Here is a 25,634-nt window from a genome sequence, read left to right as displayed (position 1 = left end):
CCGCCATGGGCGTTCATGTGATCGCCCCGGGTCAGGATGACATGATCGCCGGGCTCGGCAATGCCTTTCTCCACCAGCAGCGCCAGCGCCCGCTCGTTGACCTCGGTGGCGCTCATCTCGCTGGTGTCGAAGGGCAGCGAGACCACGCCGCGATAGAGCGCCATGCGCCGCTGGGCGATGGGGCTGTGGCCGAGGCCGACGATCGGCAGCCCCGAGCGGATCCGCGAGGCGATCAGCGGCGTGTAGCCGGAGGCGGTCATGCAGGCGATGGCGGCCACCCCGGCGAGGTGGTTGGCGGCGTACATCGCCGACAGGGCGATGGTCTCGTCGATCTGGGTGAAGCCCTCGTGGATGCGGTGCCCCGACTCCTGGGCGATCCGCTCGCGCTCGGCGCCCAGGCACACCCGGTCCATGGCCTCGATGGTCTCCACCGGGAAGTCGCCGGCGGCGGTCTCGGCCGAGAGCATCACCGCGTCGGTGCCGTCGAGCACGGCGTTGGCCACGTCGAACACCTCGGCGCGGGTCGGCAGCGGCGACTCGATCATCGATTCCATCATCTGGGTGGCGGTGATCACCGCGCGGTTGAGCGCCCGGGCGCGCTTGATGATGCGCTTCTGGATGCCGATCAGCTGGGCGTCGCCGATCTCCACGCCGAGGTCGCCGCGGGCCACCATCACCGCCTCGCTGGCCTCGATGATGCCGTCGAGGGTCGCCTCGTCGGCGACGGCCTCGGCGCGCTCGAGCTTGGCGACCAGGCCGATCTCCTTGCCCGCCTCGCCCAGTAACGCCCGGGCCTCGCGCATGTCGGCGGCGCTGCGCGGGAAGGACACCGCCAGGTAGTCGACGCCGATGTCGATGGCGGTCTCCAGGTCGGCGCGGTCCTTGTCGGTGAGCGCCGGGGCCGAGAGCCCGCCGCCCTGCTTGTTGATGCCCTTGTTGTTGGAGAGCCGGCCGCCGACCACCACCGAGGTGTGGATCAGGTGGTCGGCGACGCGGTTGACGTCGAGCACCAGGCGGCCGTCGTCGAGCAGCAGGCGGTCGCCGGGGACCACGTCGTCGGCCAGGGTCTTGTAGTCGCAGCCGACCCGGGTGGCGTCGCCGGCGTTGGCGTCGAGGGCCATGTCGAGGACGAAGGGTTGGCCCTCCTCGAGGTCCACGGCGCCGTCGCGGAAGCGGGCGATGCGGATCTTGGGCCCCTGCAGGTCGCCGAGTGCGGCGACGCTGCGGCCCAGGCGCGCGGCGATCTCGCGCACCGCGGTGAGGCGGCGGCGGTGGTCGTCGGCACTGCCGTGGGAGAAGTTGAGGCGCACCACGTCGACGCCGGCGGCGATCATCGCCTCCAGCACGCCGTCGCGGTCGCTGGCCGGGCCCAGGGTGGCGACGATCTTGGTGCGGCGGATGGGATCGTGGATCGGTGTGCTCGACATGGCGGGCTCCTCCGGTGGGGGCGGTGTTGTTGTCGGATTACGATAGCGCTTTTCTGGTAAGTTTACTACATAAAGACCGATTATGATGTCGCGCTGCTCCCCGAGTGTCAGGCAGGTGAATCGATGCATCAGGCTGAACTATCTCCGCCTGGCGCGCCATTCCGGTGAGATGTGCACCTTGGCCGCGGCAGAACCATATGTTGTAAAGTTACTAAAAAGTACTTGAGTCTTTCTGTCGGCTGGTCCACATTGAGGGGCAGATGAGCCGCAGGCCGTTACGCAGGGACGAGATCGACGCCGGTCGCCCAAGCCTGGATGCCCTCCGCCAATCGGCTCAGCCACGACCCACCAGACGCCACTGGAGCGAGAGGAAGAACGTCATGACGCTCAAGATCGCCATCAACGGCTTCGGCCGCATCGGCCGCAACGTGCTTCGCGCCCTGTACGAGAACGGCTACCGCCATCGCGTGCAGGTGGTCGCCATCAACGACCTGGGCGACCCCGCCCTCAATGCCCACCTGCTGCGTCACGACACCGTGCATGGCCACTTCCCCTTCAAGGTGGAGCACGACGAGGAGAGCCTGAGCGTGGATGGCGACCGCATCGCCATCCTGTCGCAGCGTGATCCCGCCGAGCTGCCCTGGAAGGCCATGGGCGTCGACCTGGTGATGGAGTGCACCGGGCTCTTCACCAAGCGCGAGGCGGCGGCGAAACATCTCTCTGCCGGTGCCGAACGGGTACTGATCTCCGCACCGAGCCCCGATGCCGATGCCACCGTGGTCTACGGCGTCAACGAGCAGGTGCTCGGGCCCGAGCACAAGGTGGTCTCCAACGCCTCCTGCACCACCAACTGCCTGGCCCCGATCGCCCAGGCCCTCAACGCGGCGGTGGGCATCGAGAACGGCCTGATGACCACGGTGCACGCCTACACCAACGACCAGAACCTCTCCGACGTCTACCACAGCGACCCCTACCGGGCCCGCAGCGCCACCCACTCGATGATCCCGACCAAGACCGGGGCGGCGGCGGCGGTGGGGCTGGTGCTGCCCGAACTGGCCGGCAAGTTCGACGGCCTGGCGGTGCGCGTGCCGGTGATCAACGTCTCGCTGGTGGACCTGACCTTCACCGCCAGCCGCGAGACCACCAAGGAAGAGATCAACGCCATCGTCGCCAAGGCCGCCGAGGCCTCCCCGGTGCTGGCGGTCAACGCTCAGCCGCTGGTCTCCATCGACTTCAACCACGACGCCAACTCCTCGACCTTCGATGCCAACCACACCCGGGTGAACGGTCGCCTGGTCAAGGTGATGGCCTGGTACGACAACGAGTGGGGCTTCTCCAACCGCATGCTCGATACCGCCCTGGCCATGCAGGCCGCGAGCAACGCCAAGCGCGATGCCGCCTGACAGGGTGACTTGACCGCGCAGGTCGGTATGATCGAACGCCGGGGCGGGCAACCGCTCCGGCGTTTTCGTGTTCGTCATGCCCGACTCCCCGCAAGGATGCCCGATGCTGCCCGACTACTCCTGGCTCGCCTGGACGCTGATCGTGATCTCCACCTACCTCACCGGCGTCTCCAAGGGCGGCTTCGCCGGGGGCTTCGGCACCCTTTCCGTGCCGCTGATGGCCCTGGCCATCGGCCCCATCGAGGCCGCCGGCCTGCTGCTGCCGCTGCTGCTGGTGATGGATGCCTTCACGGTCAGGGCCTGGTGGGGGCGCCACGACGGGGCCGAGGTGCGCCGCCTGGTGCCGGGGCTGGCGGTCGGCGTGGTCATCGGCACCCTGTTGGCCGGCACCCTCGACGAGGACGGCGTGCGCCTGCTGCTCGGCGTGCTCTCGCTGCTGTTCGCCGCCTATATGCTGCTCAGGCCGGCGGCCGGCCGGCCCATTGCCACGTTCTGGGCGCTGCCGGCGGGTACCGGCTGCGGCTTCACCAGCTTCCTGGCCCATGCCGGGGCGCCGCCGCTCAACCTCTACCTCATCCCCCGGCGGCTGCCCAAGGAGACCTTCATCGCCACCAGCGCCATCGCCTTCGCGGCGGTCAACCTGATGAAGCTGCCGCCCTACCTGTGGCTCGGCGAGATCAATATCACCAGCGCCTGGGGGTCACTGGTACTGGTGCCGGTGGCCTGGTTCGGCGTGCGCAGCGGCCTGTGGCTGCAGCACCGGGTCAGCGAGGGGCTCTTCTACCGGCTGGTGATCCTCGCCATGGCCATCGTCGGCGTGCAGCTGGTGGCCAAGGCGCTGGGGTGAAAAAGAACGCTGCCACACCGGGGGTGTGGCAGCGGAAGGTAACGCGACGATCGGTATCAGGCCGTCTTGTTGCGCTTGCGCTGGCGGTACTGGTCGACGATTACCGCGGCGACGATGATGGCGCCCTTGACGATGTCCTGGTAGTAGGCGTCGACACCCAGGAAGGTGAAGCCACTGAGCATCACGCCGAGGATCAGGGCACCGATCACGGTACCGGCGATGCGCCCGACACCGCCGGCGAGGCTGGTGCCACCGATGACCGCGGCGGCGATGGCATCGAGCTCATACATCAGCCCCATGCCTGCCTGACCGGTGCCGGCACGGGCAGACGCCACGACACCGGCCAGGCCGGCTAGCAGGCCACCGATGGTGTAGACCAGTACCAGGTGGCGACGTACGTTGATGCCCGACACGCGGGCTGCCTGGGGGTTGGCACCGATCGCATAGGTGTACTTGCCGTAGCGGGTGTACTTCAGGGCGATATGGAAGATCACGGCCACCGCAAGGAAGATGATCACCGGGTTGGCGCCGGAGCCGATCCAGGTGAACTCGTCGGTCAGCATGCTGACGGGTTGGCCATCGGTGTAGGCGCGCGCCACGCCACGGGCGCTGACCATCATGCCCAGGGTGGCGATGAACGGCGGAATCATCGCGAAGGAGATCAAGGCACCGTTGATCAACCCACACAGGGCGCCAACCAGAACACCGGCAATCAGTGGGATGATCCATGGCATATCGGTCAGTGCGGGGTAGACGGCACGCACGTAGTCGGACTGCTGGGCCAAGCTGGCCGTGACCATGGCCGTCAGGGCCAGTACCGAGCCCGACGAGAGGTCGATGCCGCCGGTGATGATGATCTGCGTCACCCCGATGGCAATGATGCCGATGATCGACATCTGCAGGATCATGATCAGCAGGCGCTGGGGATTCATCAGGAAAGAATCGCCGCGCACGATCCAGCCGAGGATCTCGAAGAGGATCGCGATGCCGATGAGGACGAGAAAGATGCTCACCTCGGTAGGTAGTTTCTTGCGGCGCTTGCGGACCACCTCCAGGTGGTCGGTGGCTTCCATTGTCTTGGTCATTGTCTTCTACCTCATTGGTACCCGTGGCTCGGGGGAATGATCAGTCTTCGACGACCGGCGGCTCCACCGGCGAGGAGGCGAGTTGCATGATGTTCACCTGGTTGGCTTCGCTGCGGTCGAGGAAGCCGGTGACCCTGCCCTCGTGCATCACCATGATGCGGTCGCTCATGCCTAGCACCTCGGGCAGCTCGGAAGAGATCATGATCACGGCCACGCCTTGCCGGACGAGTTCGGTGATCAGCTTGTGGATCTCGGCCTTGGCGCCGACGTCGATGCCGCGGGTGGGTTCGTCGAGAATCAGGATGCGAGGCTTGGTCATCAGCCAGCGACCGATCAGCACCTTCTGCTGGTTGCCTCCCGAGAGATTGCCGATACGCTCATCCATGGAGGGTGTCTTGACGCTCAACCGTTCCTTCATCGAATCGCACTCCTGATCGAGTCGATCCTGTTCGACGAAGGTGGCCCGGGTGTAACCGTCCCGCAGCACGGCCATTTCCATGTTCTCGATGACCGAGAGCCCCAGGAACAGGCCGGTTTCCTTGCGGTCCTCGGTGAGCAGCGCCAGGCCGCGCAGCATCGCCTGATGCGGCGAGCTGATGTTTTCTTCCTTACCATCGATGGCGATCCTGCCCGAGGTGGGTGGCGTCACGCCGAACAGCGTCTCGGCGACATTGGTGCGACCCGACCCCACCAGGCCGGCGAGGCCGAGGATCTCGCCGGCGCGGACCTCGAAGCTGATGTCCTCGAAGACACCTTCCAGGCTGAGGCTGTCCACCGACAGCACCACATCCCCGATCGGGACCTCCTCCTTGGGGAACATCTGAGTGACTTCGCGACCGACCATCAGCTTGATGATCTCGTCGGAGGTCATGTCGCTGGCCGCGGCGGAGTGAATGAACTGGCCATCGCGAAACACCGAGATGTCGTCGGCGATCTCGAACACCTCGTCCATCTTGTGGGTGATGTAGATGATCCCCTTGCCCTGGGCCCGCAGGTCGCTGATGATCCTGAAGAGGTGTTCCACCTCGCGGTCGGCCAGTGACGAGGTGGGCTCGTCCATGATCAACACATCGGATTCGTAGGAGACGGCCTTGGCGATCTCGATCATCTGGCGGCCGGCCACAGTGAGATGGCGAACCTCCATGTCTGGCTCCATGTCGATGCCCAGACGCTCGAACAGCGCCTCGGTCATCTGGTTCATCCTGTCGTGGTTCACCATGCCGAAGGCGTTGAGCGGCTCACGCCGGATCCAGATGTTCTCGGCGATGCTCATGTAGGGCATCAGGTTGAGTTCCTGATGGATCATGGCAATGCCGGCTTCCAGGGCGTCCAACGGGCCGTGCAACTGCAGCGGCCTGCCATTCAGGCGCACCTCGCCCTGGTCGGGAATGTAGATACCGGCGATGATCTTCATCAGGGTCGACTTGCCGGCGCCATTTTCGCCCATCAGGGCATGCACGGTGCCCGGGCGAACCTTGAGCTGGACATTGTCCAATGCCACCACACCGGGAAAGGTCTTGCGGACATCGGCCACCTCGAGAATGAACTCGGCGGTGTCGGGGGTCAGGTCTTCAGCAGTCATTGTCGCCATGCTGGGTCCTCCTGAGGCTTCGGGGCCGGCCCGCTGCCGGGCGGGCCGAACGCCTCATTGATCGGCAAGGAAGTCTTCGAGGGTCTCGGGGGTGACCAGTTGGAAGGGGACCAGGTTGATGTCGTCGACCTCTTCGCCTTCAGCCAGGGCAATGGCGGCCTTGACGGCGCCGCCTCCCTGGCCCACCGGGTCCTGGAAGACGGTGACGGCCAGTTCGCCACGCTGCATGGACTCGAGGGCATCGCGTGTGGCATCGATGCCACCCACCAGGATGTCCTGCGGTGAAATGCCCAACTGGCGCATGGCGTTGAGTGCGCCAATGGCCATCTCATCGTTGTTGGCGGCAACGGCATCGATCTGCTCACCACCAACTACCCAGTTGGTCATCAGGTCGATGGCTTCGGTGCGCTGGTAGTCAGCGGGTTGTTCCGCGACTATCTCGATGCCGGGATATTCGGCGGCGACTTCCTTGACCCCGTCAGTGCGCTTATGGGTAGCGCCAGATGCCAGGTTGCCTAGCATGATGGCGACCTTGCCTTCCCCGCCGAGCATCTCGGCTAGCGCCTCCATCTGCAGGGTACCGGCCCGCTTCTGGTCAGAACCCACGAAAACCACATTGTCGTGGTCGAGATCGCTGCCTTCAGGCTGACGGTTGACATAGACTAGTGGGATGCCCTGTTCCACGGCGACTTTGGTAATACTGCCAGTTGCGGCTGTGTCCACGGGGTTGATGATGATGGCATCAACGCCCTGTGAGACAAGATTCTGTGTCTGGCTGAGCTGGCGACCGATATCTTCCTGGGCGTCGAGGAACTGGATCTCGTATCCCTGGGCCTGGGCCTCGGCCTCCATGGCGTTTCGCATCGAGGTGAGGAAGTTGTCATCGAAGCGTGCGACGGAGACACCGATGGACTGGGCCATGGCGGAGGTGCAGGTAGCGAGGATGGCGGTGCCAAGCAGCAGGCGTTTCATGAGAATTCTCCTGAGGATCTGTCGTTGTGGTTGTTGCCAGCGTGGCTGGTGGAACGCAGGGTCTGTTCAAGCCCGTGCATGGAATTTAGATTCCATAGAGGGAAAATGCAAAAAGGAATGTTCTATACTTTGGTATATATGGAACGTGTATTTCGATATCACGCTGACGCCACCCGGTAGACAAGTTGCTTGCTCGGAAAGAAAAAACCCCCGCCGTGGCGGGGGAAGAGAGACGTCAGGACGTCACGGAAACCAGCTCGTCATCGAGAACTCACTGCTTGACGATCCACTCGTGAGCCGGGTCATTCTGGAATTTCCACTGGCGCTTGGGTCCGGCCATTACGTTCAGGTAGTAGAGCTCGTAGCCGTGGGGCGCGCCCACCGGATGGTAGCCCCTCGGCACCATCACGCAGCAGCCGTTCTCCACTGCCATGGTCTCGTCCAGGCTTCGGTCATCGGTGTAGACCCGCTGGAAGGCGAAACCCTGTGACGGGTTGATCCGGTGATAGTAGGTCTCCTCGAGGATCGACTCCTCCGGGAGGTTATCCACATCATGCTTGTGGGGCGGATAGCTGGACCAGTTGCCAGCAGGCGTGTAGACCTCTACCACCAGCAGGCTGTCGGCGGGTTCGGTCTCCGGCAGGATGTCCTGAATATGGCGGGTATTGGTACCGCTGCCGCGGGTGGCCTGTTTGACCTGGCCGGGGTCGATCAGCCTCGGTTCGTGGTTGCCATGGCCGGGAGCGCTACAGACCGCCAGTTCAAGATCGGTGGTGGCTTCCACCCTGTAGCTGACGCCATCGGGAAGATAGACGGCGTAGGGAGGAATCTTCTCGAAGATGTCCATCCGCTCGCCGATGTCCTCCCAACGGTGCTCACCGCTGGTGACAGTGGCGCGCCCGGAGAGCAGGACCAGGCACTGCTCGCGATCCTCGGTGGAGGCTTCGATGCTCTGGCCCTTGGCCAACCGATGGACGCGAAAGCCGACATGCTCCCAGCCTGCGGACTCGGGGGTGACTTCAAGCACCCTGCCCTGGGCGTCGGGTTCGTGGGGGCGTACCAGTAGTGACGGCATGGGTCGCTCCTGTCGTGTCATGGGGTGGAATTCTAGGATGAGTGCCGGAATCAGGCACGTTCGGCGCCATCGTCCTCGGCCTTGCGGTCGCGAGCCTTGTCCTGACGGACGCCCAGGGCGATGGCCAGCGTCTGGGTCAGGCAGAGCGAGGCGGTCAGGCCGCGGAAGCTCTTCACCTCGGCCTCGTGCACCACCAGTGTGACGTCCGCCAGGCGTGCCAGCGGGCTCAGGTTGGAGTCGGTGATCACCACCAGCGGGATACCGCGCCGGCGGGCCTCATCGGCCACGTCCCGAGATTCCTGGGCGTAGGGCGAGAAGCTCACCACCAGCAGGGCATCCTCGGCGTCGATGGCACGAACCTGCTCGCCATACATGCCACCCAGGCCGTTGACCAGAAAGGTGCGCTTGTCGATGTGGTGCAACGCATAGGTCATATAGCTGGCCACCACGAAGCTGCGGCGCGCGCCCATCACGTGGATGGCACGCGCCCGCTCGAAGATATCCAGGGCACGCTCCAGGAGGCGCGGGTCGGTGCGTCCCGGAAGCTGGTCCAGCACCTCGCGGTTGGCCTCGGCGAACTCCCACAGCAGCTGGGTGCTGTCGGGCGTCTCACCGGTGGCGCTGCGCACGGCACGAATGCGCTCGTTGTAGTTGGGCAGCTCATCGACCAGGCGTGCACGGAACAGCTGCTGCATCTCCGAGAAACCGGAGAAACCGAAGTGATTGGCGAAGCGGATCAGCGTGGAAGGAGTGACACCGGCCCGCTCGGCCAGCTTTGCCACCGTCGCGAACGCGATCTCCTGGGGATGATCCAGGAGGAAACGGGCCGTCTGCTGCAGCCGTCGGCTCAGCGACGGATAGTCGGCCGTGATGCGTTCTTCCAGTGTTGAGAAATCCTGCGGTGTCTGGCTCATGGGGTCCGCCTCGTGGGTGGCTTCTCGCAATGCATTGAATCCTGTTTCCCAGAGCATAGCCTTTTGGGAATAAAAATTCCATTAACACGTTAGTCTAGAATGCCGACTCTGGCAATGATGGTGCGTCCGAGGCCAGCTCGATCACGTCGAGTAGCTGCTGCTTTGGTCGAAGGCCTGCCCCTCGGCCAACGCCGTTACCTTGCTTCAATTTACTGATTCACATGGGAATTCGTCGCATGCCTCGGAAGTAGAGCGCATAAGATGGAATATTCTGTTTGTTGATAGGTTGGAATATGTATTCTAGCCTTCCTGCAACCCTGGACAGCGTACCCCTCTGCCAGCTGGGCGATACGGCCCCGCGATGGGTTACGACGACAACACCAAGTCACCTGGAGGCCGCCATGACACAACACGCCCTTAAGTTCTCTCTGAATCATATGGTCTGTCCCCGCTGGACCCCGCAGCAGCTGATCGAGACCGCCGCCGAGATGGGCGTCGGTGCCGTGGAGCTGCGCAATGATGTGGGCGAGAACAGCATCCTCGACCTCGAGGCCGCGCATGGTGCCGGTCGGCGCGCGAAGGAGCTGGGTATCGAGGTACTCAGTATCAACGCCCTCTATCCCTTCAATATCTGGAACGAGGAGCGCGCGGCCAAGGCGCAAGAGCTGGCGGAGCTGGTCGATGCCGCCGGCGGGCGTGGCCTGGTGCTCTGCCCGCTGGTGGATGCCGACTATTCCGCCAGCGCCGAGGAGAAACGCACGGGGCTGGAAAAGGCACTCATCGAGCTGGATGCCATCCTGGGCCGCCATGGCCTGCAGGGCTTCGTCGAGCCCCTGGGCTTCCCCATTTCCTCGCTTCGCACCAAGGCCGAGGCGGTGGAGGCGATCCGCTCGCTGGGCCTTCAGTCGCGCTTCGGCCTGGTCCACGACACCTTCCACCATCAGGGGGCCGGAGAGACCGCCTTCTTCGCCGAAGATACCGGGCTGGTGCACATCTCGGGACTCGAAGACCCGGCCATCGGTTTCGAGGAGATGCTCGACGAACATCGTCTGCTGGTCGGCGAGCAGGATCGCCTCGACAACATCGGCCAGCTGCAGCGACTGCTGGCCGACGGCTATGACGGCCATGTGTCATTCGAGCCCTTCGCCGCAGCGGTTCATGACCTGGCGGATCCCGTGCAGGCCCTGCGCCAGAGCATGGACCATATCCGCTCACGGCTGGCGATCTGATTTCCCCACAGGACAATAAACAGGAGTGACGCCATGAAAATCGCCCTCGATCCCCATATGCATCGTCATCTCTCCCTGCCGGAGACCTGCCGACTTACCAAGGAGCTGGGCTACGACTATGTCGAGCTGTCACCGCGCCCGGATTTCATGGTCTGGTGGACCCGGCCGCGCACCTATCCGGAAGCCGTGCGGTCCTTCAAGAAGGCCATGCAGGAGCATGACGTCGGCCTAGCCACCATGCAGCCCATGTACCGCTGGTCCAGCCCCTACCGCGACGAGTGGGAAATGGCCATGGATAACTGGAAGCGGATCATCGAGGTGGCCGTGGAGCTGGGATGCGACACTCTGATCTCCGAGTTCGGCCGTGGCGGCTCCGTGGAGCGCTCCCAGGCTGATCGCCAGGGGCTCCACACCCCCGAGGCCTGCGAGAACGCCTTCTGGCGCTCCATGGACGTGCTGGTACCAATCCTCGAGCGTGAGGGCCTGACTCTGAGCGTCGAGCCCCATCCCGAGGACTGGATCGAGACCATGGCGCCGGCGGTGGAGATCATCAAGACCATCAATTCTCCGGCGGTGAAGTGCTCCTACATCGCGCCACACAGCTTCTATTACGGTGACGACCTGGCCGACACTATCCGCGCCACCAAGGGAGAGCTGGTGCATGCCCGGGTTGCCGATACCTTCAACCACAAGGCCTCGTCCGAGTTGCGCTATATCGTCAACCCACCGGGGTCCACCGCTCGTGTCCACCAGCATCTGGACATCGGTCAGGGCGAGATCGACTGGGACGTCTTCTTCAAGACGCTCCACGAGATCGGCTTCGACGGGGTTCTCTCCAGCTGCGTCTTCGGTTGGGAAGAACGGGCCGTGGACTCCTCGCGCTTCATGCGCAACGAGATCCAGCGTTACGTCGACAAGTACTGGAAATAAACCGGAGACAACAACATGACAGTCAGAATCGGAGTCATCGGCACCGGGATGATCGGCGAGGAGCACTCCCGCCGCATCTCCCAGCAACTCACCGGCGGCGAGATCGTCGCCGTCACCGACGTCAACCTGGACCAGGCGCGAGCCGTGGTCGACCGCCTGGGGCTCGAGGCTCGCGTCTTCGATGACGGCCAGTCGCTGATCCAGTCCAGCGACGTGAATGCCGTGCTGGTCACCTCCTGGGGGCCGACCCATGAGGAGTACGTACTAGCAGCCATCGCTGCCGGCAAACCGGTGTTCTGCGAGAAGCCCCTGGCGACCACCGCCGAGGGCTGCCGCAACATCATCGATGCCGAGATCAAGGCGGGCCGCCGCCTGGTGCAGGTCGGCTTCATGCGTCGTTACGACAGTGGCTACAACCTGATGAAGGAGGCCATCGACGACAATCGCCTGGGTGAGCCGCTGATCATCCATGCCGCCCACCGCAACCCGGAGGTGCCGGAGCGCTACGTCACGCCGATGGCGATCCACGACACCCTGATCCACGAGCTGGACACCTTCCGCTGGCTGCTGGACGACGACTACAAGAGCGCCCAGGTGCTCTTCCCGCGCAAGACCCGCCATGCCCACAGCAAGGTCGAGGACCCGCAGATCGTGCTGCTGGAGACGGTCAAGGGCGTGCGCATCGACGTCGAGGTGTTCGTCAACTGCCAGTACGGCTACGACATCCAGTGCGACGTGGTCGGCGAGGAGGGCATCGCCCGCCTGCCCGAGCCCCAGAGCCTGCAGTTCCGCCAGGCCGGTCAGCGCTCCAACGAGATCCTCCAGGACTGGAAGAAACGTTTCAGTGAGGCGTTCGATGTCGAGCTCCAGTCGTTCATCGACGGAGTGGCGGCCGGCGAGATAGGTGGACCCTCCTCCTGGGACGGCTATGCGGCGGCCATCGCCGGCGATGTCTGCGTCAAGGCCCAGGAGAGTGGCGGCATCGAGCCCATCGAGATGCCCGAACGGCCGGCCTTCTACGCCTGAGGCCTGCCTCTCGGCCGTCCTTGAGCGGCCCCGGTCCTGTCCAGGGGCCGGGGCCGCTTCTTTTGTCGATCGCCTCGCGTCATGCCGACCTTCGCTGCTCGTCGATCATCGTCACCCCAATGCGACCAAAGCACTACGAATCATCTTTTCCATTTATTGATTGGATGGAATCTTCGTTCTAAACTGATCTTCAATGAAACACACAAATTGAACGCGAACCCCGTTTCCAACAAACCGACCGGCCGAGCCGCGGAGCTGTGACATCCGCGCAGAGGGCTCGCGACTGGCCAAGCGTAGGATGTGATCCCATGAACGACACCAAGACACTGGACCTGATCTGCCTGGGGCGTGCCGCCGTCGACCTCTACGGTGAGCAGATCGGCAGCCGCCTGGAGGACATGAGCGGCTTCGCCAAGTACCTGGGCGGTTCGTCCGGCAACATCGCCTATGGCACCGCCCGCATGGGACTGAAGTCGGCGATGCTCACCCGGGTTGGCGACGAGCACATGGGCCGCTTCGTACGTGAGGAGCTGGCGCGGGCCGGCGTCGACACCAGCCACGTGGTGACCGACGCCGAGCGTCTCACCGGCCTGGTGATCCTGGGCATCAAGGACCGCGATACCTTCCCGCTGATCTTCTACCGCAACGACTGCGCCGACATGGCGGTCGACAGCGCTGACTTCGATCCGGCGTTCATCGCCTCCAGCCGCGCGCTGCTGATCACCGGCACCCACTTCTCCACCGAGCAGACCTACCAGACCAGCAAGACCGCCATCGAGTACGCCAAGGCGGCCGGCACCAAGGTGATCCTGGACATCGACTATCGGCCGGTGCTGTGGGGCCTGACCACCCTGGGCGATGGCGAGACCCGCTTCGTCTCCAACGAGGGTGTCAGCCGCCACCTGCAGACCATCCTGCCCGACCTGGACCTGGTAGTGGGGACCGAGGAGGAGGTGCATATCGCCGGCGGCAGCACCGATACCATCACCGCCCTGAAGACGATCCGGGAGCTGACCGATGCCACCATCGTGCTCAAGCTCGGCGCCCAGGGTTGCACGGTGCTCGATGGTCAGATTCCCGATAGCGAGGCCGACTTCGAGGTGCACACCGGGGTTCGCGTCGACGTGCTCAATGTGCTGGGGGCCGGCGACGCCTTCATGAGCGGCTTCCTGCGCGGCTGGTTGCGCGGCGAGTCCCATGCCCAGAGCTGCGCCTACGCCAATGCCTGTGGCGCACTGGTGGTCTCGCGCCATGGCTGCGCCCCGGCCATCCCCAGTGCCGAGGAGCTCGATGACTACCTGGCGCGTGCCGAGTCGATCCCGCGCCCCGACCTGGACACACGGCTCAACCACCTTCACCGGGTCACCACCCAGCGCCTGCCGACCCAGTGGAAGGACCTCTGCATCCTGGCCTTCGACCACCGCAAGCAGCTCTTCGACATGGCCCGCGAGGAAGGCGCCGACCCGGCCCGCATCAACACTCTCAAGCGATTGTTGGTCCAGGCCACCGAGCGCGGCAGCGAGCACCTGGGCGACAGCCAGGTCGGCGTGCTGATCGATGACACCTACGGTCTGGACGCCCTCAACGATGTCACCGGCCGCGGCTGGTGGATCGGCCGCCCCGTGGAGCTGCCCAGTTCACGCCCCATCGAGCTGGAGGGCGGTCGCAGCATCGGCTCGCGGCTCAAGACCTGGCCGCGCGAGCATATCGTCAAGTGCCTGGTGTTCTACCATCCCGAGGATCAGGGGGAACTGCGCCGCGCCCAGGAGCGCCAGGTGATCGAGCTCTATCGCGCCTGCTGCGAGTCCGGCAACGAGCTGCTGCTGGAGATCATTCCGCCACGCGACCTGGCCAAGGATGACGACACCTACCTCAATGCCATGCAGCGCTTCTACAACCTGGGCGTACAGCCCGACTGGTGGAAGCTGCCCCCCCAGACCCCGGACGCCTGGCGGCGCATCGGCGACCTGCTCGCCGAGCGGGCGCCCCACTGTCGCGGTGTGGTCATGCTGGGTCTGGACGCGCCGGCCGCAGAACTCAAGAAGGGCATCATGGACAGCGCGGGCACCGAGGTGTGCAAGGGCTTCGCGGTGGGGCGCACCATCTTCGGCGAACCGAGCCGGAAGTGGCTGCGCGGCGACTACGACGACGAGCAGCTGATCGAGGCCGTGAAGGCCAACTATCTCGAGCTGGTGGAAACCTGGCAGGCGCGCCAGCGCGCCTGATCCCGAAGATCCTGTTGAAGGGTTACTGATATGAAGACTATACGACTCACCATGGCCCAGGCCGTCGTCCGCTACATGATGGCCCAGAAGGTCGACGTCAACGGCGAGATCAAGCCGCTGTTTCCCGGGGTCTGGGCGATCTTCGGCCACGGCAACGTCGCCGGCCTCGGCGAGGCGCTCTACCAGGCCCGGGAGAGCCTGCCTACCTACCGGGCCCATAACGAGCAGGGCATGGCCCATGCCGCCATCGCCTATACCAAGACCCTCAATCGCCGCCAGGTGATGGCCTGTACCGCGTCGGCGGGGCCAGGCTCCACCAACATGGTCACCGCCGCCGCGGTGGCCCACGTCAATCGCCTGCCGGTACTTTTCCTGCCGGGTGACACCTTCGCCACCCGCATGCCCGACCCAGTGCTGCAGCAGGTGGAGAACTTCCACGACCACACCCTGACCACCAACGACTGCTTCAAGCCAGTGAGCCGCTTCTTCGACCGCATCACCCGCCCCGAGCAGCTGCTCACCTCGCTGCCCCAGGCGGTGCGGGTACTCACCGATCCGGTGGAGTGCGGTCCGGTCACCCTGGCGCTGCCCCAGGACATCCAGACCTTCGCCTTCGACTACCCCGAGCACTTCTTCGTCGAGAAGGTGCACCGCCTGCGTCGCCAGGCCGCCGACCGCCAGGAACTTGCCGACGCCATCGCCCTGATCCGCCAGGCGAAGAAGCCGCTGGTGATCGCCGGGGGCGGGGCCCACTACTCCGGCGCCCTGGCCGAGCTCGACGCCTTCGTCTCCCGCCACCACCTACCGGTGGGCGAGACCCAGGCCGGCAAGGGCGCCCTGCCCTGGGATCATGAGCAGAACCTGGGGACCATCGGTGTCACCGGCGGTGCGGCCGCCAACGCCCTGGCCGCCGAGGCCGATCTGATCATCGCCGTGGGCACCCGGCTGGGCGACTTCGCCTCCGGCTCCCGCGCCATGATCAACCCCGAAGCCAAGCTCCTGAGCGTGAATGTCGCCTCCTTCGATGCCGTCAAGCACAAGGGCCAGGCGCTGGTGGGCGATGCCAAGCTCACCCTGCCGGAGCTGACCGCGGGCCTGGAGGACTGGCAACCCGAGGGTGGCTGGATCGAGCAGGCCGCCACGCTGCGCGCTGACTGGAACCAGACCGTCGAGAAGGTCACCGCCGACCGCGGCACCGACCTGCCCTGCGACGCCGAGGTGGTGGGGGCGGTGAACCGTGCCGCCGGCGAGCGCGACATCGTGGTATGTGCCGCCGGCGGCCTGCCCGGCGAACTGCAGAAGCTGTGGCGCACCCGCTTCGACCGCGGCTACCACATGGAGTATGGCTACTCCTGCATGGGCTACGAGCTGGCCGGCGGCCTGGGGGCCAAGATGGCCCTGCCCGACTCCGAGGTCTTCGTCATGGTGGGCGATGGTTCCTACCTGATGCTCAACTCCGAGATCGCCACTTCGGTGATGCTCGGCCACAAGATCATCGCCGTGGTACTCGACAACCGTGGCTACGGCTGCATCCACCGCCTGCAGCAGTTCTGTGGCGGCCCCGGCTTCAACAACATGCTCGACGACTGCCTGAGCGTTGAGGGTGGCGCCCCCAAGACCGATTTCGCCGCTCACGCGACCTCGCTGGGTGCCAAGGCCGAGCAGGTGGGCAATATCGGCGAGCTCGAGCAGGCACTTGAGCGTGCCAAGGCTTCCGACACCAGCTACGTGATCGCCATCGATACCGATGCGCTGGCCGACACCCAGGATGGCGGCAGCTGGTGGGACGTGGCGGTGCCCGAGGTCTCCCCGCGCGCCGAGGTTCAGGAGGCCCGTGAGCGCTACGAAGCGTACAAGGCTCGCCAATTCAAGAATCTCTAATTCTCGATCACGACGACCGATCTCAGGAGTTTGCCATGAGTGTAAGACTGGGCATCAACCCGCTGACCTGGACCAACGACGATATGCCGTCTCTCGGTGGTGAAACGCCTCTCGAGGTGTGTCTCTCCGAGGGCAGACAGGCCGGTTTCTCCGGCTTCGAGCTGGGCCACAAGTTCCCCCGCGACCCCGAGGTGCTGGGGCCGATCCTCGACAAACACGGCCTCTCCCTGGTCTCCGGCTGGTACAGCAGCGAGCTCTTGACCCGCAGCGCCGAGGAGGAGATCGAGGCGCTCAAGCCGCACCTGCACCTGCTCAAGTCGCTGGGCGCCACGGCGATGGTGTTCTGCGAGGTGACACACTGTATCCATGGGCAGCGTGAGACGCCGCTGTCCCACTCGCCACGGATGAGTGAAGAGGGCTGGAAGACGCTGATTCCGCGACTGAACCAGGTGGCCGACTACTGCCTGGAGCAAGGCGTGCAGATCGCCTACCACCATCACCTGGGCACGGTGATCGAGACGCCCGCGGAGATCGAGCGGCTGATGGCCGAGACCAAGCCCTCCGTCGGCCTGCTGCTGGACTCCGGCCACCTGGTGGGCGCCGGGGGCGACCCTGTCGCCGCCCAGCAGCAGTATGCCGAGCGCATCGTTCACGTGCACTGCAAGGACATCCGCAAGGAGGTGCTCGCGGACGTGCGCAACCGTGACCTCAGCTTCCTGGATGGCGTGCTGAACGGCATGTTCACCGTACCGGGCGACGGTTACATCGACTATGTCCCCCTGTTCAAGGGGCTGCGCGAGAGCGGCTACGAGGGCTGGATGGTGGTCGAGGCCGAGCAGGACCCCGCCGTGGCGCATCCGCTGACCTATGCGCGCCTGGGGCATGACAACCTTCAGCGCTTCTGTGCCGAGGCCGGGCTCCCGGTCACCGAATAACCCGACTGACGATCAAGAGGACATTCCCGTATGAGCATTCTGGGCAACTTCATCAACGGCCAGGTCGTGGCCAGCCAGAGTGGCCGCACCGCGCCGGTCTACAACCCCGCCACCGGCCAGCAGAGCCTGCAGGTGGCGCTCTCCTCCGCCGACGAGACCCGCGAGGCGGTGCGCCTCGCCCACGAGGCCTTCACCAGTTGGTCGAAGGTCACGCCACTGAAGCGCTCGCGCATCCTGTTCAAGTTCAAGGCGCTGGTCGAGGAGCATGCCGACGAGCTGGCGCGACTGATCGCCAGCGAGCACGGCAAGGTGTTCTCCGACGCCAAGGGCGAGGTGACACGCGGCCTCGAAGTCGTCGAGTTCGCCTGCGGCATTCCGCACCTGCAGAAGGGCGAGCACTCCATGAACGTGGGCACCGGGGTGGACAGCTACTCCATGATGCAGCCCCTGGGCGTCTGTGCGGGCATCTCGCCGTTCAACTTCCCGGCCATGGTGCCGATGTGGATGTTCCCCATCGCACTCGCCTGCGGCAACACCTTCGTGATGAAGCCCTCCGAGAAGGATCCGTCCACCTCCATACGCCTCGCCGAGCTGCTCCAGGAGGCCGGCCTGCCCGACGGCGTCTTCAACGTGGTCAACGGTGACAAGGAGTCGGTGGACGTGCTGCTCACCGATGAGCGCGTCCAGGCGGTGAGCTTCGTCGGCTCTACCCCTATCGCCGAATACATCTATGCCACGGCCTCCGCCCACGGCAAGCGCGTCCAGGCCCTGGGCGGCGCCAAGAACCACATGGTGATCATGCCGGATGCTGACCTGGACCAGGCCGTCGGGGCGCTGATGGGGGCCGCCTACGGCTCCGCCGGCGAGCGCTGCATGGCCATTTCCGTGGCCGTGCCGGTGGGCGAGGAGACCGCGAGTCGCCTGCGCGAGAAGCTGGTGGCCGAGCTCGGCAAGCTGCGTGTCGGCCCGGGTATCGTCGATGGTCCCGACAACGACATGGGCCCGCTGATCACTCGCGAGCACCTGGAGAAGGTCAAGGGCTATATCCAGGCCGGTGTGGATGAGGGCGCCGAGCTGGTGGTGGACGGCCGCGAAGCAAGCATCGAGGGCGACGGCTTCTTCCTCGGCGGGTCGCTGTTCGATCACGTCAAGCCGGGCATGCGTATTCACAGCGAGGAGATCTTCGGTCCCGTGCTGGCCATCGCCCGGGCGGCAAGCTTCGATGACGCGGTCAAGATGATCAACGACCACGAGTTCGGCAACGGCACCGCCATCTTCACCCGCGACGGCGACGCCGCCCGCCAGTACTGCGAGCAGATCCAGGTGGGCATGGTCGGCGTCAACGTGCCGATCCCGGTACCCATGGCCTTCCACAGCTTCGGCGGCTGGAAGCGCTCGCTGTTCGGTCCGCTGCACATGCACGGCCCGGATGGCGTGCGCTTCAACACCCGCATGAAGACCATCACCCAGCGCTGGCCCAGCGGCATCCGCGAGGAGACCAACCACTTCACCATGCCGACGCACTGAGCCTCACCCGCCAAGCGGGATACCAGTGACTGCAAAACGCCGGGGCCCCAGGCTCCGGCGTTTTGGTTGGCAACGCTTTATCCGGTTTGACGGTGTAGTGCTTCTTCGCTGTGCCGAGCCCCTCCCACGACACAACAAGCACGGGATCTTAGCGGGGCTCGGTGCCTTACGCCTTCTCAATCCGTCTCTATCCCAGCCTGGCAATGTTCGGAATATAAATTCCATGGCACTCACCTCAGAGATGAGCGCGAGCCCTCTTCAAGTATAGCCATAAAATGGCTTTATTATCAGTATATTGGCTTAAAATATCACATAGAATCAGCGTTCTATTTATACTAAAGTATAGAATGTATGGTTTGATTAAATGGTTAATGGAATATATATTTCATGTAGTGAACGACAACCACGAATCCATGCCTCTGGATCCATGCCCCTTCCTGTCCATGGCTCCCACCACGGAACCAACGAGCAGAGCAAGGGCAGCGTCCAGACCGAAGAAAGACAACATTCAGGCAGTAGCATTAGGAGAGCTCGATATGGACAGCTCCAAGTACAATATAAGATACCTGCTGACGATCTGCGGCGTTGCGGCCCTTGGCGGCCTGTTGTTCGGCTACGACACTGCGGTGATTTCCGGTGCCATCGGCCCGATTCAGCGCCATTTCGACCTCAGCTCACTCGAGACCGGCTGGGCGGTCTCCAACGTCGCCATCGGCTGCATCATCGGCGCCTTCGCATCAGGCGCCGTCGCCGCCCGACTGGGGCGAAAGAAGACACTGATCATCGCCGCCCTGCTCTTCACGATCTCGGCCGTCGGCGCCGCCGTGGCCACGAGCTTCTCCTGGTTCATCATCTACCGCTTTATTGGCGGCATCGCCGTCGGCATTGCCTCGGCGGTTTCGCCCATGTACATGAGCGAAGTCTCGCCCAAGAACCTCCGTGGCCGCGCGCTCAGCATGCAGAACATCGCGATCGTGTTCGGCCAAGTGGTGATCTTCGTGGTCAACTACCTGATCGCCAGGGGCGCGACGGACGCCTGGCTCGCCGATGTGGGCTGGCGCGTGATGATCGGCTCCGAGGTCCTGCCCTGCATCCTGTTCTGCCTGGTCGTGTTCTTCATCCCGGAATCCCCGCGCTGGCTGGTAATGGTCGGGCGCGATCAGGATGCCCAGAGAACCCTGGGCCGTATCGGAGGTGCGGAGTACGGCGAGCGCGTACTGGCCGACATTCGCGAGTCGCTGGCCAGTGATCGGTTACGTCGTCAGCAGGCGGACCGCAAGGGCGAGCTGCTCCGGGATCAGCGATTCTGGTTCATCGCCTCCATCGCCTGCCTGATCGCCTTCTTCCAGCAGGCCAGTGGCGTCAATGTGATGATGTACTTCGCCCCGGTGGTGCTGGGGAATGTTACCGGCAACACCGAGGTGGCCATGTTCCTGACCATCTGGATCGGCGTCGTCCAGCTGCTCGGTAACCTGCTCGGCATGATGCTGATGGACAAGGTGGGCCGCGTACCGCTGTTCAAGGTTGGCACCGTCGGATGCGTGGTCGGTCTGCTGATGACCTCCTTCTTCCTGTATCGCTCAGGCGGCCTCAGCGGTGACGCCGCCGTCCTCCAAGGTTACCTGACGCTGGCCGGCATGCTGGTGTTCATGCTGTTCTTCGCCTTCTCCTGGGCGCTGGGTGCCTGGATCATCGTGTCGGAGATATTCCCGAACCGCATGCGGGCCTTCGGCATGTCGCTGTCGGTCACCACGCTGTGGATCAGCAACTTCCTGATCGGCCTGGGCTTCCCGATACTGAACCAGAACCCCTGGCTCACTGAACAGTTCAATGGCGCCTTCCCGATGTGGCTGTTCGCGGCGCTGATGGCGCTGGCCTTCCTGTTCATCCGCCATTTCCTGCCGGAAACCAACGGGGTCGCCCTGGAGGAGATGGAAGACAACGTCCTGGCCAAGTACCCGGGTGGCACTGCCAAGCGCCGGGGCGCCACCGGGGAACTCGTAGGGGCCACACGCTGATCCACCAGCAGTCGGGGGGCCAACACGCCCCCCGCTTCATCCGCGGAGTGACGGTAGCTCAGCGCCGGCGATGGGAGTCGCGGAGAATTAACTCTCCCGGCAACAGGTGGCGACGGGGGACTTCTTCCTCGAGGCCGATTCGCCGAACTGCCTCACCCACCAGCCGTTCCAGGGGTTGTCGATAGGTCGTCAAGGCGTAGCACGGTGACGCCGCCTGCTCGATATCGTCGAAACCGATGATCCCCATGCTACCGGCCTCCCCTCTCTCGTGAAGGGCATCGAGGGCTCCGATGGCAAGGATATCGTTCTCGCAGAACAGGGCCTCTACCCGGTCGTTGGCAGGCCTCGACGCCAGGTACTGGCTCAATGCGTTAAAGCCAGCACCTCGCTGGTAATGACCAGCCTCCACGACCTCCTCTACCGCCAAGCCGTGCTCGGCCAAGCCATCACGGAATCCTTCGAGACGCCTCAATTGCGTCGACTCGCTGAGCGGGCCGGCCATGTACCCGATCCGCTGGTAACCCTGTTCGACCAGTGCGTCAGCGATCTCGCGTCCCGCACGATGGCCGTCGGTCGACACGACCTGGATATGGGGAATATCACTGTTGCGATAGAGAACGATCAGCGGGATATGGTGGATCTGCTGGGCCAGGTGCACCAGCTCATCGGTCAGCACGGTGCCGAGGAAGATCAAGCCATCGACCTGGAATTGATCGGCGAGTGAGATGGCGGCTCCCTCCCTGTCCTCCTCGCTGATGTTGAGCAGCATGGAAAGATAGCCCCGCCGCTGCAGCTGCAGGCTGGTTTCCTTCATCAGGCCCAGCAGATTGGGGTTATCCATCTCGTCCACGACCAGACCCACGATGCGCGTCTGACGCTTGGTCAGGCCACGGGCCAGCAGATTGGGGCGATAGCCCAGTTCCGCCGCTGCCTGCAAGACCTTCTCGCGAGCCTTGGGAGAAATGGAGGCGCCCTCGGTAAAGGCCCGCGAGACGGTCCACTTGGAGACGCCGGCCCGTCGGGCCACATCGCTGGCGGTCACCTTGTGGGTGCCGCCCGCCGCCTCCATGCCTTTAGACTTTTTGCTCATTATTTCACCTTGACGGAATTTTTGTTCCATTCTAGTCTTTATGCAACCGGGTGCAAATCAGTTTCGATACTAGCAGATGGAGCCTCGCCTTACGCTGGTGGCATGAAGCCACCAAATTTTTTGCCGCAACTTGCACCCGGTTGCAAATTGTTGCGAGCAAGCGAGAAGGCGGTTGGAAGTAGCCAAGTCAAAACGATTCACAAGAGGAGCATTGCCATGCTGAACGGCGAGAAGACGATCGAACGCCCCCTGCGTTGGGGCATGGTGGGCGGCGGCCGCACCGGCCAGGTTGGCTACAAGCACCGCACCGGCGCCCTGCGCGACAATACGGCCTACCAGCTGGTGGCCGGCGCCTTCGACCTGGACGCCGAACGCGGACGCGACTTCGGCACCCAACTGGGTGTCGTCAAGGATCGCTGCTACGCGACCTATCAGGATCTCATCACCGGTGAAGCCGCGCGTGACGACGGCGTCGAGGTGGTGTCGATCGCCACCCCCAACTTCACCCACTACGAGATCACCAAGGCCTGCCTGGAAGCCGGCCTCCACGTGATCTGCGAGAAGCCGTTGTTCTTCACCGTCGCCGAATGCGACGAGGTGGCGAGACTGGCCGAGGACAAGGGGCTAATCGTGGGGGTCACCTACGGCTTCAGCGGTCACCCGCTGGTTCACCAGATGGCCGCCATGGTCAAGAAGGGCATGCTGGGCGATATCCGTATCGTCGACATGCAATACACCCATGGCTTCAACTCGGGCGACGATGCGGACGCGGGCGAGGCCGTGAAATGGCGCACCAACCCGGAGACCGCCGGCCCCACCTTCGTGCTGGGCGATATCGGCACGCACCTCTACTACCTCTCGGAGGTGGTGCTGCCGCATATGAAGATCGAGAAGCTGCTCTGCGACCGCAAGGCCTTCATTCCCACCCGCGAGCCGCTCGAAGACCATGCCACCGTGTTGACCCATTACGATAATGGCGCTCGCGGCCGCCTGTGGGTGTCATCGGTGAACGCCGGTCACATGGGTTCCCAGCGCTACCGTTTCGTGGGCTCCCGCGCCTCACTCGAGTGGTCCGATGCCCATCCCGACCAGCTGATCTACGAAGTGCAGGGTGAGCCGCCCCGCACTCTGCACCATGGCATGCCCTACCTCGAGGAGGAAAGTCTGGCCATCGATCGCATGGGGGCGCTGCACACCGAAGGGCTCGGTGACAGCTGGGCCAACATCTATCTGTGGATCGCCCAGGCCATCGACGCCAGGAAGCGTGGAGACGACGCCTTCCTGAAGACCCATCACTACCCGGGCATAGCGGCCGGCACCGAAGGGGTGCGCTGGCTCGAGAACTGTGTCCGTTCCGCCGACGCAGGCTCGGCCTGGGTCGATTTCAACTAACAGGAGACCACCACCATGAAGCTTTCCATCTGTACCGACGTGATGGGCGATCTCTCCTTCACCGAGATGCTCGACAAATGCGTGGCCCTGGGTGTCGAGGGCGTCGAGATGACCGGCGGTGGCTGGTCGCCGGCACCGCATTTCCGCGCCGACGAACTGCTGGCCGACAAGGGCCTGCTGAAGAAGAGACTGAATGAGATCGAGGCCCGCGGCCTCGAGATCGCTGCGCTCAACTGCTCGGGCAACCCACTCGATCCCGGCGCGCTGGGCGAGCGTCACCGCAAGGAGATCGAACAGACCTTCCGACTGGCTGGCGAGATCGGCGTCAAGAAGATCGTAACCATGTCCGGCCTGCCGGCCGCGGCGCCGGGCGACAGCGTGCCGAACTGGCTGGTCTACACCAAGAGCTGGCCGGAGGAGATGCCCGAACGCGACCGCTACCAATGGGAGGATTGCGCGTTCCCCTACTGGCATCGCCTGGTGAAGCTCAGCAAGGAAGTGGGCGTCGATAAAATCGCGCTGGAGAACTTCTCGGCGATGCTGGTCTGGAACCCCGAGACCCTGTTCCGCCTGCGCGACGAAGTGGGGCCGATGGTCGGCATGAACCTCGACCCGTCACACCTGTTCTGGAAGGGGGCCTGCCCGATCGCCGGGGCACGTGCCCTGGGCGATGCGATCCATCACGTGCACGGCAAGGACACTCGCATCGAGCGTGGCCTGGCCGACGTGAATGGTCTGCTCGAGCTCCGGAAGGTCACCGACGTTGCCAACCGCGCCTGGAACTACGTCGCCGTCGGCGCCGGCCACGACCTGCAGTGGTGGAAGGAGTTCTTCTCGGTCGTGCGCATGCTTGGCTACAACGACTGGGTCAGCCTCGAGATGGAGGACTTCACCATGTCCACCGAGGCGGGCATCCAGTCCTCCATAGACGCCCTGCAGCAGACCATCAACCGGTAAGAACCACTATCCACGAAGACAACAACAACGGAGTAATTCGATGAAAAAGCTCAGCTTGATTCCGCTCGCCGCCGCCCTGATGACCGGCCCCGCCCTGGCCGAGGAGCTCGAAATCGGCGTCAGCTTCTTCAACCTCGATGAGCGCTTCATCATCGGCCTGCGCGAGAGCCTCGAGCAGGCCGCTGAGGCACAGGGCATGGACGTCAACGTCGAGGATGCCCGCAACGACATCGGCCGCCAGCTCAGCCAGGTGCAGAACTTCATTGCCTCGGGAGTCGACGGCATCATCGTCAATCCGGTGCACTCGGACTCGACCAGCGCCATGAGCCGCGCCGCCGCCGAGGCGGGCATCCCGCTGGTCTACGTGAACCGCCAGCCCGTGGATATCGATTCGCTGCCCGACAACCAGGCCTTCGTCGGCTCCGACGAGAGGGAGTCTGGCACCCTTCAGACCCAGGAGGTCTGCCGGCAGCTCGATGGTGAGGGCAAGCTGCTTGTGATGATGGGCACCCTGGGTGACAACGCTGCCCAGGTACGTACCCAGGACATCCATGACGTCATCGCCACCCCCGAGTGCAGTGGGCTCGAGATCGTCGAGCAGCAGGATGCCGACTTCCAGCGCATCGAGGGCAACAACCTGATGACCAACTGGCTGACCTCGGGCCTCGAGTTCGATGCGGTGATCGCCAACAATGACGAGATGGCCATCGGCGCCATTCAGGCGCTGAAGAATGTCGGCTACGACATGGACGAGGTGATTGTCGCCGGTATCGATGCCACCAGCGATGCCCTGGCCGCGATGCAGGCCGGTGAACTGGACATCACCGTGTTCCAGAACGGCCCTGCCCAGGGCGAGGGTGCCGTCGACACCCTGCATCGGCTGATCGAGGGTGAGGACGTCGATAATGTCGTGTGGGTACCCTTCGAACTGGTGACCCCTGACAACCTGGACGAGTACGTTGGGCGCAACTGAGTCGCTCGGACCAGCCGATGACGCCAGGCGCCGGATTCTCGGATCCGGCGCCTGGCGTTGTAGAAGGCATATAGGCTGGACCTGCTTGCTCCCGAACAGCTTGTCATCCAGTCACCCGCATATGTCCAGGTCCTCTC

The 25,634-nt window shown here is 64.1% G+C and carries 20 protein-coding genes; 13 read left to right on the top strand and 7 right to left on the bottom strand.

Annotation, left to right across the window (positions count from 1 at the left end):
• Positions 1 to 1,427: pyruvate kinase (gene pyk, locus QLQ85_RS02330; RefSeq protein ID WP_282737510.1), on the bottom strand; the 1,427-nt coding region annotated here is incomplete at its 3' end.
• A 380-nt stretch (positions 1,428 to 1,807) separates the two neighbouring features.
• Between pyk and gap the strand changes: the two genes are divergently transcribed.
• Positions 1,808 to 2,830: a type I glyceraldehyde-3-phosphate dehydrogenase gene (gene gap / locus QLQ85_RS02325; protein ID WP_282737509.1), complete on the top strand. Its 1,023-nt coding sequence runs from the start codon at positions 1,808 to 1,810 to the stop codon at positions 2,828 to 2,830.
• Between the two features lie 103 nt (positions 2,831 to 2,933).
• Positions 2,934 to 3,677: a sulfite exporter TauE/SafE family protein gene (locus QLQ85_RS02320; RefSeq protein ID WP_282737508.1), complete on the top strand. Its 744-nt coding sequence runs from the start codon at positions 2,934 to 2,936 to the stop codon at positions 3,675 to 3,677.
• Positions 3,678 to 3,733: 56 nt separating this feature from the next.
• On the opposite strand, the gene QLQ85_RS02315 is transcribed toward QLQ85_RS02320, so the two are convergent.
• The 5 genes from QLQ85_RS02315 to QLQ85_RS02295 all read right to left on the bottom strand — a co-directional run bounded on the left by QLQ85_RS02315 (position 3,734) and on the right by QLQ85_RS02295 (position 9,314).
• The gene (locus QLQ85_RS02315) at positions 3,734 to 4,762 is read right to left on the bottom strand and encodes an ABC transporter permease (RefSeq protein WP_326521365.1); all 1,029 of its coding nucleotides are present in this window, start codon (positions 4,760 to 4,762) and stop codon (positions 3,734 to 3,736) included.
• 40 nt (positions 4,763 to 4,802) lie between these two features.
• Positions 4,803 to 6,353, bottom strand: a complete 1,551-nt coding sequence (locus tag QLQ85_RS02310) for a sugar ABC transporter ATP-binding protein (RefSeq protein ID WP_282737507.1) — start codon at positions 6,351 to 6,353, stop codon at positions 4,803 to 4,805.
• Positions 6,354 to 6,407: 54 nt separating this feature from the next.
• Complete coding sequence (locus QLQ85_RS02305; protein ID WP_282737506.1) at positions 6,408 to 7,325, bottom strand: sugar ABC transporter substrate-binding protein; 918 nt, start codon at positions 7,323 to 7,325, stop codon at positions 6,408 to 6,410.
• Between the two features lie 271 nt (positions 7,326 to 7,596).
• Entirely contained in the window at positions 7,597 to 8,400 is an 804-nt protein-coding gene (gene iolB, locus QLQ85_RS02300) for a 5-deoxy-glucuronate isomerase (protein WP_282737505.1), read from the bottom strand.
• A 50-nt stretch (positions 8,401 to 8,450) separates the two neighbouring features.
• Complete coding sequence (locus QLQ85_RS02295; RefSeq protein WP_282737504.1) at positions 8,451 to 9,314, bottom strand: MurR/RpiR family transcriptional regulator; 864 nt, start codon at positions 9,312 to 9,314, stop codon at positions 8,451 to 8,453.
• 401 nt (positions 9,315 to 9,715) lie between these two features.
• On the opposite strand from QLQ85_RS02295, the gene QLQ85_RS02290 reads away from it, so the two are divergent.
• The 8 genes from QLQ85_RS02290 (at position 9,716) to QLQ85_RS02255 (ending at position 21,085) form a co-directional block, all read left to right on the top strand.
• Positions 9,716 to 10,543 (top strand): TIM barrel protein, encoded by an 828-nt coding sequence (locus tag QLQ85_RS02290; protein WP_282737503.1) that lies wholly within the window; start codon positions 9,716 to 9,718, stop codon positions 10,541 to 10,543.
• 33 nt (positions 10,544 to 10,576) lie between these two features.
• On the top strand, positions 10,577 to 11,473 hold the full coding sequence (locus QLQ85_RS02285; protein WP_282737502.1) for a sugar phosphate isomerase/epimerase family protein: 897 nt from the start codon (positions 10,577 to 10,579) through the stop codon (positions 11,471 to 11,473).
• A 15-nt stretch (positions 11,474 to 11,488) separates the two neighbouring features.
• Positions 11,489 to 12,499, top strand: a complete 1,011-nt coding sequence (locus tag QLQ85_RS02280) for a Gfo/Idh/MocA family protein (RefSeq protein WP_282737501.1) — start codon at positions 11,489 to 11,491, stop codon at positions 12,497 to 12,499.
• A 308-nt stretch (positions 12,500 to 12,807) separates the two neighbouring features.
• Positions 12,808 to 14,724, top strand: coding sequence for a bifunctional 5-dehydro-2-deoxygluconokinase/5-dehydro-2-deoxyphosphogluconate aldolase (locus QLQ85_RS02275; RefSeq protein WP_282737500.1), 1,917 nt, complete (start codon positions 12,808 to 12,810; stop codon positions 14,722 to 14,724).
• Positions 14,725 to 14,754: 30 nt separating this feature from the next.
• Complete coding sequence (gene iolD / locus QLQ85_RS02270) at positions 14,755 to 16,605, top strand: 3D-(3,5/4)-trihydroxycyclohexane-1,2-dione acylhydrolase (decyclizing) (protein ID WP_282737499.1); 1,851 nt, start codon at positions 14,755 to 14,757, stop codon at positions 16,603 to 16,605.
• Between the two features lie 35 nt (positions 16,606 to 16,640).
• Positions 16,641 to 17,540, top strand: coding sequence for a myo-inosose-2 dehydratase (gene iolE, locus QLQ85_RS02265; protein WP_282737498.1), 900 nt, complete (start codon positions 16,641 to 16,643; stop codon positions 17,538 to 17,540).
• A 30-nt stretch (positions 17,541 to 17,570) separates the two neighbouring features.
• Positions 17,571 to 19,067: a CoA-acylating methylmalonate-semialdehyde dehydrogenase gene (locus QLQ85_RS02260; protein WP_282737497.1), complete on the top strand. Its 1,497-nt coding sequence runs from the start codon at positions 17,571 to 17,573 to the stop codon at positions 19,065 to 19,067.
• Positions 19,068 to 19,414: 347 nt separating this feature from the next.
• Positions 19,415 to 21,085 (top strand): sugar porter family MFS transporter, encoded by a 1,671-nt coding sequence (locus QLQ85_RS02255; RefSeq protein ID WP_282737496.1) that lies wholly within the window; start codon positions 19,415 to 19,417, stop codon positions 21,083 to 21,085.
• A gap of 58 nt (positions 21,086 to 21,143) precedes the next feature.
• Here QLQ85_RS02255 and QLQ85_RS02250 read toward each other — a convergent pair whose 3' ends face one another.
• The gene (locus QLQ85_RS02250) at positions 21,144 to 22,205 is read right to left on the bottom strand and encodes a LacI family DNA-binding transcriptional regulator (protein WP_282737495.1); all 1,062 of its coding nucleotides are present in this window, start codon (positions 22,203 to 22,205) and stop codon (positions 21,144 to 21,146) included.
• A 186-nt stretch (positions 22,206 to 22,391) separates the two neighbouring features.
• Here QLQ85_RS02250 and QLQ85_RS02245 point away from each other — a divergent pair, with 186 nt between their 5' ends.
• From QLQ85_RS02245 to QLQ85_RS02235, 3 genes are read left to right on the top strand one after another with little or no spacing between them, the layout of a single operon-like run.
• Positions 22,392 to 23,567 carry a Gfo/Idh/MocA family protein gene (locus tag QLQ85_RS02245; protein ID WP_282737494.1) on the top strand — a complete coding sequence of 392 codons (1,176 nt, stop codon included), beginning with the start codon at positions 22,392 to 22,394 and terminating at the stop codon, positions 23,565 to 23,567.
• A 15-nt stretch (positions 23,568 to 23,582) separates the two neighbouring features.
• The gene (locus QLQ85_RS02240) at positions 23,583 to 24,524 is read left to right on the top strand and encodes a sugar phosphate isomerase/epimerase family protein (protein WP_282737493.1); all 942 of its coding nucleotides are present in this window, start codon (positions 23,583 to 23,585) and stop codon (positions 24,522 to 24,524) included.
• A gap of 40 nt (positions 24,525 to 24,564) precedes the next feature.
• Positions 24,565 to 25,497 (top strand): sugar ABC transporter substrate-binding protein, encoded by a 933-nt coding sequence (locus QLQ85_RS02235; RefSeq protein ID WP_282737492.1) that lies wholly within the window; start codon positions 24,565 to 24,567, stop codon positions 25,495 to 25,497.
• Positions 25,498 to 25,634 lie beyond the last annotated feature (137 nt).

The sequence above is a fragment of the Halomonas kalidii genome (assembly GCF_030010475.1).
In the GTDB taxonomy this organism is placed as follows: Bacteria; Pseudomonadota; Gammaproteobacteria; order Pseudomonadales; family Halomonadaceae; genus Halomonas; species Halomonas heilongjiangensis.
This window is presented reverse-complemented; position numbering and strand designations above follow the sequence as displayed.